Source organism: Sphaerochaeta halotolerans, from assembly GCF_003429665.1.
GTDB classification, from domain to species: Bacteria; Spirochaetota; Spirochaetia; order Sphaerochaetales; family Sphaerochaetaceae; genus Sphaerochaeta; species Sphaerochaeta halotolerans.
This window is the reverse complement of record NZ_QUWK01000009.1, coordinates 111,279-127,040: the sequence shown is the minus strand read 5'-3', so window position 1 is coordinate 127,040 and position 15,762 is coordinate 111,279. Positions and strand designations below refer to the sequence as shown.

Genomic DNA, 15,762 nt, shown 5'->3' with positions numbered 1-15,762 from the left:
GTACCTATTGTGAAGATTTATGCCCACCGAGGGTATAGCGGATTTTACCCAGAGAACACCATGCTTGCGTTCCAGAAAGCCTGGGAGGCGGGCAGCGATGGCATCGAGCTTGATGTCCAGCTGACCAAGGACGGTGAGTTGGTTGTTATCCATGATGAAACGCTCGATCGGACCACAGACCACACAGGACGCGTATGTGACTATACGCTGGAAGAACTGAAAACATGTAATGCAGCTGCAAAAAGCTCTTATGCTAACACATTCATGACGATTCCCACTTTTGAGGAATACTGTGCTTGGGCAGCCACCACAAATCTCGTGACAAATATAGAGATCAAGAGCAGCGTCATTTACTATCCTGATATCGAAGAGAAAACCTTGGAGATGGTAAAGCGCTATCAGCTGGAAGAAAAAATCCTGATATCCTCTTTCAACCATCTCAGTCTTTGTGCGGTAAAAGCCATCGACGCTTCCATTCTGTGTGGGGCTCTGGTCCCAGAGACTGGACTGGTCAATGCAGGCCATGCTGCACAGAAGTTTGGATTTGAGTGTTTTCATCCACCGTATTGTGCAATGAGCAAAGAAGCCGTTCAGGAGTGCCATGACCACCAGGTACAGGTTAATGTCTGGACAGTGAATACCATGCATCAGCTTGTTGATTGTTTCAACTGGGGATGTGATGGGATTTTTACCAACTATCCAGATGTCTGCAGGGCATTTGTTGATGCAAAGAAAAACAGTTGATTGCGCTACATGTATAGGTAAGGGGGCATATAGTATGTGCCCCCTTTTATGTGTTGCAGCCCCATAGATGATTAAGCGGAATTGTTTTCTTGCCAATAAGAAGGAGCAGCCGATAGAGCTGGTTGGGCAAGTCGTGTATTGAAAACCATGGACTCGAATACGTTAAAAAACCTTCATAGCCTATCTTTGGGCAAAAGCTTGGAAACACTGCCATATGATGTTGGAGTAGCTGTAGCCATTTCAGTCTTTGGCTTGCAATCAGAGGGGGAGTACCCGTTATGTTGACCTTGGAGGGAATAGCGAACCGTACCAAGGAATGGTTCCCGCTTTCTTAAACGTGAAAATCTGGAATCCACTGGTAGGTTTCCATCCTAATGGTACCACCGGGGAGAAACTCTACTCCCTCTGATTCAAGCATAACCCGCTGAAACTCATAAAAATCTTTGCTTGCAAGACTTCCATCTGACCTGACTACCCGATGCCAAGGCAGATCAGCTGGACATTGTCGCATTGCCCAGCCTACCACTCTTGCATTACGCGGACTATCCAACATGCAAGCAATCTGGCCATAGGATGCTACCATGCCTTCTGGAATACGCCCTACTATGTTATACACTTGGGAGTAGAAGGAGTGATTCACCTGGCCTTCTCCCAGATAGCAGCAAGATTGGAAAGGGCGAGAGAATCTACCCGCCCCTTTACATACCCGGTAATTTTACCATCGGATCTGACAACCACCATGGTTGGCTCCCCATCTATGGGTATTTCTGCCTGTTTGGCAAATTTCTCCGCTTTAGAGAGAAACAATACCGCACCTCGCTTGGGATCGATCAGATCACCAAAACTCTCAGCAAGTCCTCTACGTATGGCACCACGGACAAAGAAGGGAGCACCCTCAATTACAGAGATGTGATACAATGGAGCAGATTGAAACGAAAACGAACTACTCTCAATGACATTCTGCCAATCGATAAGAGCCTCCTGCTGCATTTCCCCATTTTCCCTGGATGTACCGATATTCAGGGCAATCAGTACCGGGGAATCTTTGAGGAGATCAGTTGGGAATACAAATTCGGTGTCGGCTAAACTCTTGGCTTTTTCCTCAGATAAGGTTCCTGCAAACAGAAACTGGTTGCAACTCAACAAGAGAAAGAGCAAAATAGAAGGAAATATCATGGTTTTTTTCATGGTAGTTTCTAGTATAGCGTCAATGTGCTGATTCCTGTAAAGCTTTTTTCTGGCAATCACATGGCGAGGCAAGATTTTGGGTAAAATGGAGGACAACATGTGGTACTACATCATTAAAATTGGAATTTCTGCTCTCACCATCGTTCTGGTAAGCGAGGTAGCGAAACGCAGTTCAGTGTTCGGTGCCCTGATTGCTTCTCTCCCGTTAACCTCACTGCTTGCAATCCTCTGGATGCACTTTGAAAAAACCCAAGACACCGCTATAGCCCAGCTTTCCCAATCCATTTTCTTCCTGGTCCTTCCTTCCCTCGCCTTTTTTGTTCTTTTCCCCTTCTTGCTTAATCGCGGGATAGCGTTCTGGGTGAGTTTTTTACTTGCTAGTGGGGCTACTATTGTCCTCTATTTTCTACTCATCGCCATCCTCAAACACTACAATATAGCAGCTCTATGAATTTTATCTTTCCTCTTGTATTCCTCTGGAAGCTGCTCGATACTGGAGAAGGGCTTTATGATACAGAGACTTGTTGAGACGAAAAAGGTAAATTCTCTCTTTCAAGGATGGCATGACACCCTCTTACGTTCGTGCATGCAAGGTATCATGGGGGAAATCTATGGAGACGACCGGGAGAACCCCCACTCTGCCTTTGTACTATTGGGCGACTACTGCCTACTTGCCGGTGAACCTTCAAATGAGCTCCTGCATTTTCAGGAAGGGCTTGGGCGATGGGAAACCCGGCTTCTTGTTCCCAAGAGCCAGGCGTGGGAACAGATGATCAGAGCAACGTATGGTTCAAAAGCTAAACAGTTCACTCGCTATGCACTGAAAAAGGAAGCTTCGTTTGACAAAGCTCATCTGGGCAGGCTGGTTGATTCCTTGTCACCTATGTACAGGATAGTAGAAATCGATGAAATTCTCTACCACTACATCCTCTCTGAGTCTTGGAGCCACAATCTCGTAAGTCAATTTCCCACCTATGAACGTTTTCGAGACTTGGGACTGGGTTTCGTTATACTGAAGGATGCAGAGGTTGTTGCTGGCGCCTCGACGTACTGCAGGTATCACAACGGGATAGAGGTTGAAGTAGATACAAAAATGCCTTACCGCAGGAAAGGCTTGGCACTTGCATGTAGTGCCAAACTCATTCTTTCCTGTTTGGAACGTGACCTCTTCCCCTCTTGGGATGCACACACGGAACCTTCACTCCACTTGGCAGAAAAACTTGGATATGAATTGGACTATCCCTATGAAGTATTTGAAATTACCAAGGCTGACTACGTATAACTATTTACATCTTTCATGAATAGTTGCATCCCCACTTCATTACAGACACCTTACACAAAACTAGAGTACGTTAACGCAAATTCTTGGTGTCTACTTTCAGCTTGAGTATACTTACTTACAATCTATAGCCATTATTTATCTATATTTATTATTAGTACTTAGTAGCAATTATGCAAGAATCATAAATTATTTTCTTGACTTATCTGCAAAATGATTAAACAATAATTAGTGTAATGCGTTAACGTAAACGCATAAAAGCTTTAAGGAGGCTGTGTATGAAAAAGGTGCTCGTAGTGACAATGGTACTACTGATTGCAATGAACATGATTTTTGCAGGAGGGGCTGCTGAAACCTCTTCAACAAAAGGATTGATCGGAGTGGTTATGCCTACCAGATCAGAGGAACGCTGGAATAAGGATGGAGCTGCGGTCAAGAGTGGCTTGGAAGAGCTCGGATACAAGGTTGACCTACAGTTCTCAGACGATGACATTCCTACTCAGGTTCGCCAGATTGAAGATCTGATTACCAAGAGAGCCCAGGTACTCGTCATTGCCTCAATTGATGGATCGGCATTGAGCAATGTTCTCGCAAAAGCCGCTAATGAAGGGATCCCGGTAATCGCATACGACCGTCTGATCATGAAGTCACCAAATGTCGACTACTATCTGTCATTTGACAACTATGCTGTCGGCCAGCAGATGGGTGACATCCTTATCCAGGGGATGAATCTCGACAATCCCAAAAAAAAGCCATTGCTGATTGAGCTGTTCGGTGGATCTCCTGACGACAACAATGCCTATATGTTCTATGACGGTGCAATGGATAGGCTCAAACCCTATTTCGACAACGGTACCCTCAAGATCGGTTCAGGCCAGCAGGGCATGGACACGGTAGGAACACTTCGCTGGAGTAATGAATTGGCAATGTCCAGAATGGAAAATCTCCTTTCTGCTCACTATACCAACCAGACGCTCGATGGAATTCTTTCCCCCTATGATCCAATCAGTCTTTCCACGCTTGAGGCTTGCAAGGCAGTTGGATATGGCACACCTGGCAAGCCGTTGCCCGTTGTCGGTGGTCAGGACTGTATTGTAGCATCCTGTAAATCAATTCTCGCTGGAGAACAGTATGCAACTGTCCTCAAGGATACCCGCGTACTCGGGCAGGCTACTGTTGAGCTCGTTGACACCATCATGCGTGGTGAAGTTCCCCAGGGTCTCGATACCACCAGTTATGACAATGACTCCATCAAGAACGGCAAGCCATATATTGTTCCCTCTGTTCTTCTGAAGTCTGTTATTGTCACAAAGGACAATCTCATAGCTGAAGTAGTCGATACCGGCTACCATACAGCCGCTGAGCTTGGACTGTAACATGTATGTATCCGGCCTCATCACAGAGGCCGGAATTGTATCGCAAAACCGCGAACCCGGTACCATCTGCCTGTAGCTGATTTGGAATCGGGTTCCAGTCTATATTGCGGGGAGATATGTATGCCAAACAATTCTATTCTGCTGTCGATGAAGCATATCACCAAGGTTTTCCCAGGTGTAAAAGCGCTTGACGACGTCAGCCTGGATGTAAAGACACATGAAATTCACGCTTTGGTTGGTGAGAACGGAGCAGGAAAGTCGACATTGATGAAAGTTCTCTCAGGGGTGTATCCACATGGAACCTATGAAGGAGATATCTTGTTCGAGGGCAAGCACTGCACGTTCTCCAGCATTAGGCAGAGTGAACAAGCGGGTATTGTCATCATCCATCAGGAATTAGCGTTGAGCCCCTATCTTTCCATAGCTGAAAATATGTTCATTGGTGACGAACGGGCAAAATTCAATATCATCAACTGGGACAAGACGCGTGAAGATGCATTGAAGTATATGGAACGAATCGGACTCCACGAGAATCCCAACATCCCCGTGAACAAGCTGGGGGTGGGCAAGCAACAGATGGTTGAGATTGCCAAGGCTCTGGCTAAACACGCCAAGTTGCTGATTCTTGATGAGCCTACGAGTGCACTCAATGAAAGAGATAGCCAGCATCTACTCGATATCCTCAAGGAACTGCGTGACAAGGACAACATCTCTTCTGTGTTGATCTCTCATAAACTTAATGAGGTTGCTGCTGTTGCCGATTCCATAACGATACTGCGGGACGGTAAAACAATTGAAACGCTCGATGTGGAACGTAAAAAGGATACCCCTGTATCAATTAGTGAAGAGCGAATCATCAAAGGGATGGTAGGACGGGAGATAACCGATATGTTTCCCAAAAGAGATAATCCCATAGGGGATGTCCTGTTTGAGATTAAGGACTGGACAGTCCAAAATCCCGACAATCCAGAACGGAAAAAACTTGATGGTGTAAACATCCAAGTTCGCGTAGGGGAGGTTGTGGGTTTGGCCGGTCTGGTTGGTGCAGGACGTACCGAACTCGCCATGAGTGTGTTCGGCCACGCATATGGGGAGAATATCACCGGAAGAACATTACTTGAAGGTAAAGATGTCGACATCAGTACGATTCCCAAAGCTATTGCACACGGTGTTGCCTATGTACCTGAGGACCGAAAGGAATTTGGCTTGATACTAATCCAGAATATCAAGGAAAATACTACGCTTGCCAAGCTGAAGAAAATTTCCAAGGCTTCTGTAATCAATGAGCACGAGGAGAATATCGTGGCAGAAGAGTTCTGCAAGCGGCTCAATACAAAGACGCCGACGATTCTCCAGCAGACAGGAAATCTATCAGGAGGTAATCAGCAGAAGGTTGTACTGTCAAAATGGTTATTCACAGATCCAAGGGTCCTGATTCTTGATGAACCTACCCGTGGTATTGATGTTGGGACGAAGCATGAGATCTATACAATCATCAACTCACTTGCTGCCCAAGGGTTGGCATGCATCCTGATTTCCAGTGAGATGCCGGAGATTATTGGAATGAGTGATAGAATTTATGTAATGAGTGAGGGCAAAATCACTGCAGAATTATCCGGGGAGACTGCAACCCAGGAGGAAATCATGCGCAATATTCTGAATAATTGAGACACGCTGTTCACCCGGCGATGTTGTAGCATAGGATCCGATAATGAATTGAATGAGTGCATATGATAAGGAGTATGGGATGAGTGGCTTAATTGCAATCTTGAAAAAGAATATAAGGCAGTACATGATGGTCATCGCCTTGGCTGTGGCGATGGTTGCTTTTGGTCTCTTGACGGACGGTATCTTTTTCAGACCGGTAAATTTGACGAATTTGGTGCTTCAGAACAGCTATGTCCTGATTCTTGCTGTTGGTATGTTGCTGTGTACGTTGACGGGAAACATCGACCTTTCTGTAGGATCCATGGTCTGTTTCATTGGTGCCCTATGCGGTGTGATGATGGTAGACCTTCAGTGGAACCCGTATTTATCGATATTCCTTGCGTTGCTATGCGGAACATTGATTGGGATGTGGCAAGGATTCTGGATTGCTTTCGTGAATGTCCCTCCGTTCATTGCAACGTTAGCCGGCATGTTGATTTTTCGCGGTTTGGGACAGGTCATTATGAAAGGACAGACAAAAGCTCCGTTCCCCGAGGAGTTCCAAATGATTTCGTCCGGGTACATTCCTGATCCATTTGGGGGAGCTACGATAGGGGCTGTACATCTTCATGTTTTCACCTTATTGATCGGGTTCCTGATTGTAGCGCTAATTACCTTCAGTGAAATTCAAAAGCGAAAAAAACAGAAGGAGTATGCCTTTGATTTGCTTCCTACGGGAATCTGGCTCGTGAAGGTAATCTTCATAGCTGCAGTTCTTGCGGCTTTCACCATCGTGTTCGCCGTCTACAAAGGATTTCCCAATGTCTTGATCCTGCTGGGCGTCCTCGTCGTAGGGTACCAGTTTGTCGCATCCAAGACTGTGCAAGGTCGTTATATTTATGCCCTCGGAGGAAACAGGAAAGCCGCTGAGTTGTCGGGAGTCAAGGTCAAATGGGTGATGTTTTGGATCTACACCAATATGGCGATTCTGGCTACGGTAGCAGCGATGGTATTTACCGCGCGCCTCAACTCCGCCACTCCAAAGGCCGGGCAGAACTTTGAGATGGATGCCATTGCCGCTTGTTATGTCGGTGGTTCCGCTGTCTCAGGAGGGGTCGGGACAGTAATTGGAGCTGTAGTAGGAGGGCTATTCATTGGAGTACTGAATAATGGAATGTCCATCATAGGTATCAGCACTGACTGGCAGCAAACAATCAAGGGTTTTATCTTGCTTTCAGCTGTTGCATTCGACCTGTATTCGAAATCAAGGTCTTCTAAAGTGGCTTGATTTTTCATCGTTCCTGCTTCTGGAAAACCCCTTTGGCTTGTCTCGGCCTCAGGGGTTTTCAGTCATCCAAAAGGATATCTGCCAAGGCAAGCCTCTCTACCGTGAGCCCATCACTGATTCTGCTGATACCCCCAAACCAAGACTCTGTGCAGATTGTAATGAACTCAGGGTCGTGAATCGGAAACCCAGAGGCATTCCCTATCAAACAATCAATGCCACACATGGGACACTGCAAGGTTTTCTCTCTCCCCGCACTCTCTGTAATCCAGTACAGCCTTTCCTCATCCTTTGGATTGAATGTATGGCCACAATAGAAACAAGTGCAGCTATCACTTTCCAGAATCTGACTTTCATTGGCAAAAGTAGCCTTGTGTGCAAGCTCTACATAATCAGGTGAATACTTCTCAGAAACAAAGGGAATATAGGGTGATCTTTTTCTCTTCATGTACTTACCTTCCATCCGTTATCAATCAATGCATCAAGGGTGTCATACTCCCCTTCAAGAACATCACTTTCATAATTGAAAACACGATAACGATATGCCAGAGCATCTTCCATGGTAATGTATCCAAACCTTCCGTCCAGGTGGTCAAGATAACAACCCTTGTTTTTCCCGATAAGGGAGAACGTAAAAGCGACAATGTCCACATTCTCAATGATTTCTCTCGTAAGCTCTATCTGGTCATCTCTCCAAGTTTTCATAAGAGCCTCCTACAACGTTAGCATAACTCCCTTGGAGAGACATATACTGTCACAGTGGAAATCTTTTTGGATTTCTTGGCTGAAAGGCAAGCCCTTTCCCATAGTTCTTTTTTATTCCCCAACGGAGCGAGAGGAAAGGAATCAGCATGATGATTCCTTTCTGGAGCAAGTGCCGGGATAGCAAGGTGAGATACCCCGTCCCTTGGGGTAAACGAAAAGGAGGCAACGCCTCCTGAGTCCAGGGCTTGCCCTGGGGTATTGATACCTTTCATTGTATGATTGATACTTGGAATACAAGGAGGCACCCGATGGAAACACCCCACACCCTAATCACTTGTATTGTAAACAAAGGTATGGCAGAAACAGTCATGGATGTCGCCCGTAAAGCCGGAGCTACAGGCGGTACCATTCTCCCTGCACGGGGAACTGGAAAGGAAGAGGATGTGAAGTTCTTTGGCCTCCCACTGGTCCCTGAGAAAGACATGTTACTCATTCTTGTCGGATCGGGGTTGACAGGGAAAGTGTTGGAGACAATCAAGAACCTCCCTTTGCTTACTGAGCCTGGCTCTGGCATTGCATTTTGTATCGATGTAGAGCGATTTATAGCTTTTGGAGGCTCTACCGAGTAGGCAGTCTTACTATCAGTCCAAAGAGCAGGCAAATTCCAGAAACCACCATGATGCCGAGCCCTACACCAAACAAGGTACTCATCCACCCCAACAGAAGCGCGATACCTGCAGCAAAAAAGGACTCAGCCTGAGACTCCACTGAAAGTGCGCTTGCAAGGGATGCTTGGTCCATTTGGTCACTCACATAGTGAATGCCCATAGGTTTTCTCAAATTTTCAAGAATGTAGATTCCCAGATACAAGACCACTGCCAATGTAGCATACCTAAGATGCAGCAACAGACCACTTACCAACCCAAGGGAAATGCCTACAACCAAGGTGATGTTCAAAGGAGATGCCAGTTGGCTGAAATGCTCTGAGAACCTACCGGAATTGCTGGAAGCAATAGCAGTGGTTGCATACAAGATTGAGTAGACGATTCCCACGATCAAGGCAGTTCGTTCTTGGTCTTCATATGCAAGCAAAACAGGAAGGCTGAGCGCGAATGTCTGCAAGATTGGCTGCAGATAGTCCTTGAATGCCTTGTAGTACCCACTGAAAAGTGCTTGGCTGGAGATGGTACGTACCATGGACCAACTCTTCATGGTCTTCACCAAGGAGCGTAAAACAGTAGCAAACTCATCCCTGATCCGCTTGTCACTTGTATGCCTCGGCCCATCCAAATCCTTTGGATAGCTCAGGATTAAAAACAGGTTCAGAACATAGGGAATTATGGTAAAAAGGAATATGGGGGCATAGGAACCATTGTAAAAGACCAGGAAAGCGGCAATTAAAGCAGAGATTGCAGATCCACGTTGTGACCAGGCCCTCGTACTGCCATAATAGTGGGTCTTCTGCTTCTCCCAACCTTTCATTCTGAGATAGTCGAAAATCATTGCCTTGTGGGTGCCCGTTCTAAACGCATCACCAAAGGCATAGAAAACCATAGCTATAAGCAGGATGGCAAACTCTTGTGCAACAAAAAAGACGATGAAACTGAAAATATAGGCCAGAAAAGAGAAAACCATGGTCAACCGCCTACCCAAGCTGTCAGCAAAAACCCCGGATGGGACCTCCATGATGTTGATCGACACCTCTCTCACCGCATACAGAGTACCGATTTCCATGTAGGACAGGCCCTTGTCCAAGAAGATCAGCAGCAGGAAGGGTTCATAGAATCGCAGATTCTTTAAGAATCCATAGGCACTAAACTTGGCGTACTGCAAGTTTCGCTCAAATCCCGTCTTTGCCATCTGTTTACTCTCCCTAGTGAGACATACCCTTAAAAGCGTTACCTGTCAAACCAGTATACTACTTAGATTTTGGGACACCAGTAGATGAGCGAACAATCAAGCGATTGTGGTACTCAATTCTGGTAACCCCACTCCCCTCAATTACACGGGATGGTTTCTTGCTCATTTTTTCACAAACCAGTCGCACGGCACTCCTTCCGCCTTGTACGATGAAATGTTCCACGCTGGTCAAACCCACCCCACCGAATGAGGATGGATAGATGTTGTCGAACCCACAGACGCTGTAATCAGCTGGAATCGAGTATCCTCCATCATTGATTGCATCCATAACCCCATAGGCCACCATGTCGTTAATTGCAACCATTGCGGTTACTTCTGGAGCCTCAGCAATGCAGCGTTGCGCAAGCATGTAGCCGGTTTCATGTTCAATATCGATGGTATTCAATTCAGTAAGAGACGGGATTTCGCGTGTAAGAAGAGTAAGTTCCGCTTCTCCTCCGGCTTGCTTAATCTGAGCTTTCAACCCTTCATAACGCCGAACTCGTGCACTATGCTCACTGTTAAGACTGGTACAAAGGTAGGCAATTTTTCGATGCCCCAATTCTAGGAGATGCTGAGCAACCAGGATTCCAGCATTGTAGTTGTTGACATCCACCGTATCCAAACCAAGCTCATTCTGTTTGTCACCCACGGCTACCACGGGAACAGTGGTACTCAACTCTCGTACCAATTCAGGTTGCTGGGGAATCATGGCAAAAACCACTCCCCCAACTGTAGGCTCTTTTGCAAATTCGCACACCCGCTTCTCCTTCTCTGTATCCCAGTAGGTGGTACAGAGCATGGTTCCCAGCCCTTGCACATGGGCCTCTTGCTCCATTCCCTGGATGAGCGTGGCAAAGTAAGGATTTATTACCGAGGGACACACTATGAGCAAAATACGTCTATCTTTCTTTGACCGCTTGCTTACATAACCAAGCTCCTTGCTCACATGATAGACAGCATCGATTGTCTCATCAGGGAATCGCGAGAGGCTTTTCCCTGCAAGAATCATGGAAACACTTGCTGTCGAGAGTCCCACTTTTTCAGCGATGTCCTGCAATGTCACGGTTTTTCTTCTCATACATCTGCCTCTCTTATCAATATTTCAATATTAAACAGTATTAAGCATGCATTGCAAGAAAAACCGTTGCTGTATCGTATGCGTTTCTTAAACACTGATGGAATATTCCTTATGTTACTGCTGCTGACTATACTTCATAGTTTCTTCATAAATTCATGGTGGACAAGAACACCTCTCATAAGGTATTGTTTTACAAAGAGGAAGCAAGTGTCGAAAAAACCACTTTTTATCCGCTTGGCCCAACCAACGTATGGGGCCATGATTTTAAAGCGTAATAATATCCAAGTTGTTGGAATGGAATATTTGTCAGAACTTAAACCTCCGTTTTTGGTTATGGCAAACCATGCTCATACGTTCGATCCATTTTTCATCTCCTCAGCCTCCCCCGTTCACATACGGTGGGTAGCTGGTGCGTATCTCTTCAAGATGAGGGGAATGAGAAGCATGATGGAAAAATGGATTGGAGCCATTGCAAAGCAACAAGGCAGGAGCGATTTATTCACGATTAGGGCAATTTCCGAATCTCTGAAACAGGGAGACATCGTCGGTATCTTCCCCGAAGGAACGCGTACCTGGGATGGCGAGCCGGCCGGATTTGATGAGGCGATAGCCAAACTGGTGAAGATCTTCAAGGTCCCCATTGTGCTCATCAATCTGGAAGGAGTGTATGGTTTGCAACCCCGTTGGGCAGAAAAGAAAAGAAAAGGATCTGCAATCCTCAGGGTACTTCCCCCTGTTCATACTGATGTAATCGATCAACTCTCAGTTCATGAACTTTACGAGTTCATAAAAGAGAAACTGTACTATAGCTATCGCTCTTGGCAGGATGAAATGCAGTTTGACTATAGTTCCAAAAGAGCAGTTGAGGGCGTTGAGAAAATACTCTACCTTTGCCCTGACTGCCATGCAACGAGCACCATTCATTCCAAGGGAAACCAGATTACCTGTACGCATTGTTCGCTCACCATGGAGCTGGATAGTCATGACAAGCTGCATACAATACAGGGTAAGACCAGTTTCGAGGATATTGCTGCATGGCACTCCTGGGAGAGGGAGTACAGTGCTTCAAGCGAAGGAACGCAGTTGGTATTCCCTCCCGACAAAGGAGTTCTATTCCAGACCGCTGACGAGAGGCATCTTAAGCGGCTCTCAAAGGATTTCACCCTTTCACTGGAGCAAGATGGGATACGTCTCAAGGAAAGGAGTGGGAAAGAATATCTGATGGCCTTTGCAGATATCCAATCTATGATAATCAACGCGAAAAATACGGTAGAACTCTATCACCACCATACGTTATACAGGATACGTATTCACAAACGAGGTTGCATCCTTAAATATGTGGAAGCGTACCAGCGCGATAAACTGACCCAGAAGGGGGCTATCTCATGAACTGGAACTTCTTTTTCCATATCGGAATCATCTCAGTCTCACTCCTGCTTGCAGCACTTATTCGTGCTCGGGTACGGTTCTTCCAAAAATTTCTCATCCCCGTATCCATACTCTCAGGTATCATGCTCCTGGTTTTCTACAACTTCATTGCTCCTCTATGGGGCTTGAGAAATGATTTTCTGGGAGAAATTGTCTACCACTTGCTGAATATCAGCTTTATCTCCATGCTACTCAGGGTCACTCCAAAAGCGCATACGGAAGGAAGGGGAAAACGAACCATTGCTGCCAATGTGACTGCTGTCTTGGGGCAGTATGGCCTGCAATGCTTCTTTGGTCTCATTGCTACCGCCTTGATTATCTCTACGTTCAAACCAGACCTGTTTCCAGCATTTGGTTTCACTCTCCCTCTAGGATTCGAACTGGGACCTGGACAGTCTTATTCGATTGGAATCGGTTGGGAAGCTATGGGATTCAGGGGAGGCTCCTCAGTGGGTCTCACCATGGCAGCTATCGGATTCCTAATGGGAAGTTTTGGAGGGGTGATTTTGATCAACCAAGGGCTCAAGCGTGGTTGGATTGGTGCAGAACAGGCAAAAAACATCAATGAAAGAAGTGTGAGAACCGGTTTTTTCAGCAGAGCAGAACATGAACGTCCTATCGGGTCCTACCTCTCCACTGATGGAGAGTCCATGGACTCCACGACCTATCACATTGCATTGGTCATGGTGACCTACCTGATAAGCTGGTCCTTTCTTACCGGGCTATCTGCCCTTCTTGGGCTTATAGGTCCTTTGGGCAATGAACTCGCAGATAGTTTGTGGGGTATCAATTTTGTATTCAGCTCATTCAGCGCACTGGGCGTCAAGATGCTCATGAAGCTGTTCAAGGTCGAGACCACCATCGACAACGCAACATGTAACCGCTTAAGCGGCCTCTCTGTCGACTTGACCGTTGCATCTTCACTTGGTGCGATCAGCTTGGTTGCTGTACAGGGATATTGGATCCCTATCCTTATCCTTACCCTGGTAGGACTCTTCATCACCATGGTCATTCTACCCTGGTACTGTTCACGGCTCTATGATGACCATCAATTCTTCAGGATGTTGGTCATCTACGGTTCAGCAACAGGAACGCTCCCCACCGGGCTGGCACTGCTGCGTGTGGTCGACAAGGAGTTTGAGACACCAGTTGCCACTGATTACCTCTATTCGGTAGGAATTGTCTTCATTCTGGCTATTCCCATCATTTTGAGCATCAATCTACCGGCATTCAGTGTTACCAAGAACAACCCCGCTTTGTTTGGTTGGGCAATTGTAATCAGCGGAGTCTACTTGCTCGCTTCAATCATCTCCTATATGATCATTGCCAAGAAACGTGCATTCATCAAACCAAAGACCTATTTCTACACCGAGGATTAACCAATTGGTGAGATAATTGATTTTAAGAAGGATGAGGCTTGTACCGTGTACAGGCCCCTCTTTCTTTCCTCCCGTTTCACACGATGTGTAATCGTGCAGAGCGAAGTTCGACAGAACAGCTTGTACACTTTCTCACTAAAACGTTCCACAAAGTCTTCAAACTCATAGAAATCATTAAGAAAGGGAAAGAGACAAAAGATTTCCAGCGCAATAGAGCGTACAAGCACCTTTTGCTCGCTCAAGTGCAAGAGAATCCAAAGAAATGTGTTGAGGATGGTAACCCCATCATCATAAAATTCCTCACTGAATGCATCCTGTAGGAAGAAGAACAGTCCCATTTCTTCGATTTCTTCTTTCCACTGATTCCCACTCAGCACATTGAATGCATCATCTGTTTCATCACTATCGAGAATAAGGAACAGTTCAGAAGAGAGAATTCCATCACCAAATACATCTCTTTCGGCTGGAGGAGGAACCGGCCATCCCTCCAGACGGTACTTCACTTCTGCTTCGGGAACCTGGTAATCTCGGCTTTCCCGTTTCTTCTGCATTTGTTCAATGAGATCCTTGGCCAAATCCTCATCAATTCCAAGTTTCCTTGCTTCAGATATTAAGTCAAAGGGTTTTCCATTGTTGTATGCTTCGCTGTATTTCCCGAAGAAGGTATTGAGAGCTGTCATATCCATCTCTTGATTACTCTCCTGATGCATCTCTTCCTCAGGAAGCAGAGAAAATGGCGTCCAAGGAAGCCGTTTTGCATGCTTCTGTAGATGTAATACCAATGACAATGCTACACTCACCGGCTCTGTATCTCGTGATAGGCCAAGGATGGTCAAGAGAGCCTCAAACGCTTGACTGTAGAGGGCGAGAACTACCCAATGCTTCTCCATCTTAAACACACGCATTCCTGCCATTGCAATATCATTCCAGAAAGTTTCATCTGGGTAAGCGGAGCGCATGGCATCTGAGGATCTTTCCAGGCCATAGGAAGCTACTTTCCCTCTGTTGTCAATAGTCCAGTAATCAGGGTCAAACGTATAGGAGAGTCTCGGTACTGATGTGTAAAAGAGTACAAGGGTATGTCCATTATGTACCAATTCATTGCCAGGAATCTGGAAATCGAGATAGTACATTGCAGTAGGGTGCCGGAGCAACAAACCAGTCAAACCTGAGGAAGAGAACGTGGTTGCATCAAACGTGTTACAAAGAAAGTCGATATCAGAAGAAGAATAGTGCGTATAATGAAGCGTTCCGCTTGCCTGGAGACACTCTCCATTGTTCATCATGAGCGCGAGATAATGTACATTCCTGCTTTCACGTTTTTCCTGTAGATCCTGCAAACTTGGGCTATAGAGCTTGTAGGTGTTACCAGTAATGCAATCCTCAATCGCAAAGAAATCCTTGCAGATACGTTCCTGTATGGTGAAGAAACAGAAAAATCCGGGGTTTTCTTCCCATGCAGTGAGCGTATCAAGCAACTCACCGGAGAGTGTATCAACATTCGCGGAATGTATGCGACGGATAGCTTTCGGGTTTGTAAGTATCAGAGCATCAGCATACTGGGTAGCCTGGGCTTCCACATATACTTCTGCATCAGAAACCAGTTCAATCAGGGAGTCAACAAACGATTGTACAAGCTTCAGAGTGGATTCATTATCGATGATATAATCGTCGAAATATTCTTCCAAGGCCCCATAGTGGCTGGAAACCACATCACAAGCTTTCTTAATAGCGGCTGGTATTTCCATACC

17 protein-coding genes are annotated in these 15,762 nt (G+C 46.0%); 9 read left to right on the top strand and 8 right to left on the bottom strand.

Translation table 11 applies throughout. The features are described from left to right. The first annotated feature begins 9 nt into the window (after positions 1 to 9). Positions 10 to 744 (top strand): glycerophosphodiester phosphodiesterase, encoded by a 735-nt coding sequence (locus tag DYP60_RS09830; protein ID WP_117330853.1) that lies wholly within the window; start codon positions 10 to 12, stop codon positions 742 to 744. A 331-nt stretch (positions 745 to 1,075) separates the two neighbouring features. On the opposite strand, the gene DYP60_RS09825 is transcribed toward DYP60_RS09830, so the two are convergent. Together DYP60_RS09825 and DYP60_RS09820 are read right to left on the bottom strand one after the other, a co-directional pair. Next, positions 1,076 to 1,384 carry an MGMT family protein gene (locus DYP60_RS09825; RefSeq protein WP_117330830.1) on the bottom strand — a complete coding sequence of 103 codons (309 nt, stop codon included), beginning with the start codon at positions 1,382 to 1,384 and terminating at the stop codon, positions 1,076 to 1,078. Then, positions 1,381 to 1,932, bottom strand: a complete 552-nt coding sequence (locus DYP60_RS09820) for a hypothetical protein (protein WP_133299328.1) — start codon at positions 1,930 to 1,932, stop codon at positions 1,381 to 1,383. Before DYP60_RS09820 ends, DYP60_RS09825 begins: the two co-directional genes overlap by 4 nt. Before the next feature lie 97 nt (positions 1,933 to 2,029). Between DYP60_RS09820 and DYP60_RS09815 the strand changes: the two genes are divergently transcribed. From DYP60_RS09815 to mmsB, 5 genes are all read left to right on the top strand, one after another. Beyond that, a complete protein-coding gene (locus DYP60_RS09815; RefSeq protein WP_117330828.1) occupies positions 2,030 to 2,383 on the top strand; it encodes a DUF3147 family protein in 354 nt (117 codons plus the stop codon). Positions 2,384 to 2,440: 57 nt separating this feature from the next. Further along, positions 2,441 to 3,214, top strand: coding sequence for a GNAT family N-acetyltransferase (locus DYP60_RS09810; protein WP_117330827.1), 774 nt, complete (start codon positions 2,441 to 2,443; stop codon positions 3,212 to 3,214). A 275-nt stretch (positions 3,215 to 3,489) separates the two neighbouring features. After that, a complete protein-coding gene (locus tag DYP60_RS09805; RefSeq protein ID WP_117330826.1) occupies positions 3,490 to 4,587 on the top strand; it encodes a substrate-binding domain-containing protein in 1,098 nt (365 codons plus the stop codon). Positions 4,588 to 4,707: 120 nt separating this feature from the next. Then, positions 4,708 to 6,255: an ATP-binding cassette domain-containing protein gene (locus DYP60_RS09800; protein WP_117330825.1), complete on the top strand. Its 1,548-nt coding sequence runs from the start codon at positions 4,708 to 4,710 to the stop codon at positions 6,253 to 6,255. Between the two features lie 52 nt (positions 6,256 to 6,307). After that, a complete protein-coding gene (gene mmsB, locus DYP60_RS09795) occupies positions 6,308 to 7,522 on the top strand; it encodes a multiple monosaccharide ABC transporter permease (protein ID WP_240622859.1) in 1,215 nt (404 codons plus the stop codon). Between the two features lie 58 nt (positions 7,523 to 7,580). Here the strand turns inward: mmsB and DYP60_RS09790 are convergent, their stop codons facing one another. The 3 genes from DYP60_RS09790 to DYP60_RS14020 are packed head-to-tail and all read right to left on the bottom strand — an operon-like array spanning position 7,581 to position 8,496. Continuing rightward, positions 7,581 to 7,967 (bottom strand): hypothetical protein, encoded by a 387-nt coding sequence (locus DYP60_RS09790; RefSeq protein ID WP_117330823.1) that lies wholly within the window; start codon positions 7,965 to 7,967, stop codon positions 7,581 to 7,583. Next, on the bottom strand, positions 7,964 to 8,224 hold the full coding sequence (locus DYP60_RS09785; RefSeq protein WP_117330822.1) for a hypothetical protein: 261 nt from the start codon (positions 8,222 to 8,224) through the stop codon (positions 7,964 to 7,966). The genes DYP60_RS09790 and DYP60_RS09785 overlap by 4 nt, the downstream gene beginning before the upstream one ends. A 17-nt stretch (positions 8,225 to 8,241) precedes the next feature. Further along, the gene (locus DYP60_RS14020) at positions 8,242 to 8,496 is read right to left on the bottom strand and encodes a hypothetical protein (RefSeq protein WP_133299327.1); all 255 of its coding nucleotides are present in this window, start codon (positions 8,494 to 8,496) and stop codon (positions 8,242 to 8,244) included. A gap of 36 nt (positions 8,497 to 8,532) precedes the next feature. Between DYP60_RS14020 and DYP60_RS09780 the strand changes: the two genes are divergently transcribed. Then, a complete protein-coding gene (locus tag DYP60_RS09780) occupies positions 8,533 to 8,853 on the top strand; it encodes a P-II family nitrogen regulator (protein WP_117330821.1) in 321 nt (106 codons plus the stop codon). Here the strand turns inward: DYP60_RS09780 and DYP60_RS09775 are convergent. Both DYP60_RS09775 and DYP60_RS09770 read right to left on the bottom strand, forming a co-directional pair. Beyond that, positions 8,843 to 10,084, bottom strand: a complete 1,242-nt coding sequence (locus DYP60_RS09775; RefSeq protein WP_117330820.1) for an MFS transporter — start codon at positions 10,082 to 10,084, stop codon at positions 8,843 to 8,845. The genes DYP60_RS09780 and DYP60_RS09775 overlap by 11 nt on opposite strands. A gap of 58 nt (positions 10,085 to 10,142) precedes the next feature. Continuing rightward, positions 10,143 to 11,204, bottom strand: coding sequence for a LacI family DNA-binding transcriptional regulator (locus DYP60_RS09770; protein WP_117330819.1), 1,062 nt, complete (start codon positions 11,202 to 11,204; stop codon positions 10,143 to 10,145). Between the two features lie 207 nt (positions 11,205 to 11,411). Between DYP60_RS09770 and DYP60_RS09765 the strand changes: the two genes are divergently transcribed. Both DYP60_RS09765 and DYP60_RS09760 read left to right on the top strand, forming a co-directional pair. Next, on the top strand, positions 11,412 to 12,593 hold the full coding sequence (locus tag DYP60_RS09765) for a lysophospholipid acyltransferase family protein (RefSeq protein ID WP_240622858.1): 1,182 nt from the start codon (positions 11,412 to 11,414) through the stop codon (positions 12,591 to 12,593). Beyond that, positions 12,590 to 14,011, top strand: coding sequence for a sodium/glutamate symporter family protein (locus tag DYP60_RS09760; RefSeq protein ID WP_117330817.1), 1,422 nt, complete (start codon positions 12,590 to 12,592; stop codon positions 14,009 to 14,011). Before DYP60_RS09765 ends, DYP60_RS09760 begins: the two co-directional genes overlap by 4 nt. On the opposite strand, the gene DYP60_RS09755 is transcribed toward DYP60_RS09760, so the two are convergent. Continuing rightward, complete coding sequence (locus tag DYP60_RS09755) at positions 14,008 to 15,759, bottom strand: hypothetical protein (RefSeq protein WP_117330816.1); 1,752 nt, start codon at positions 15,757 to 15,759, stop codon at positions 14,008 to 14,010. The two genes, DYP60_RS09760 and DYP60_RS09755, sit on opposite strands and share 4 nt — an antisense overlap. Positions 15,760 to 15,762 lie beyond the last annotated feature (3 nt).

Coding starts and splice junctions, on each gene's coding strand:
- DYP60_RS14020 (WP_133299327.1), bottom strand. CDS start 8,496: ATGAAAGGTATCAATACCCCAGGGCAAGCCCTGGACTCAGGAGGCGTT.
- DYP60_RS09805 (WP_117330826.1), top strand. CDS start 3,490: ATGAAAAAGGTGCTCGTAGTGACAATGGTACTACTGATTGCAATGAAC.
- DYP60_RS09790 (WP_117330823.1), bottom strand. CDS start 7,967: ATGAAGAGAAAAAGATCACCCTATATTCCCTTTGTTTCTGAGAAGTAT.
- DYP60_RS09810 (WP_117330827.1), top strand. CDS start 2,441: ATGATACAGAGACTTGTTGAGACGAAAAAGGTAAATTCTCTCTTTCAA.
- DYP60_RS09785 (WP_117330822.1), bottom strand. CDS start 8,224: ATGAAAACTTGGAGAGATGACCAGATAGAGCTTACGAGAGAAATCATT.
- DYP60_RS09755 (WP_117330816.1), bottom strand. CDS start 15,759: ATGGAAATACCAGCCGCTATTAAGAAAGCTTGTGATGTGGTTTCCAGC.
- DYP60_RS09820 (WP_133299328.1), bottom strand. CDS start 1,932: ATGAAAAAAACCATGATATTTCCTTCTATTTTGCTCTTTCTCTTGTTG.
- DYP60_RS09815 (WP_117330828.1), top strand. CDS start 2,030: ATGTGGTACTACATCATTAAAATTGGAATTTCTGCTCTCACCATCGTT.
- mmsB (WP_240622859.1), top strand. CDS start 6,308: ATGAGTGCATATGATAAGGAGTATGGGATGAGTGGCTTAATTGCAATC.
- DYP60_RS09770 (WP_117330819.1), bottom strand. CDS start 11,204: ATGAGAAGAAAAACCGTGACATTGCAGGACATCGCTGAAAAAGTGGGA.
- DYP60_RS09775 (WP_117330820.1), bottom strand. CDS start 10,084: ATGGCAAAGACGGGATTTGAGCGAAACTTGCAGTACGCCAAGTTTAGT.
- DYP60_RS09780 (WP_117330821.1), top strand. CDS start 8,533: ATGGAAACACCCCACACCCTAATCACTTGTATTGTAAACAAAGGTATG.
- DYP60_RS09760 (WP_117330817.1), top strand. CDS start 12,590: ATGAACTGGAACTTCTTTTTCCATATCGGAATCATCTCAGTCTCACTC.
- DYP60_RS09800 (WP_117330825.1), top strand. CDS start 4,708: ATGCCAAACAATTCTATTCTGCTGTCGATGAAGCATATCACCAAGGTT.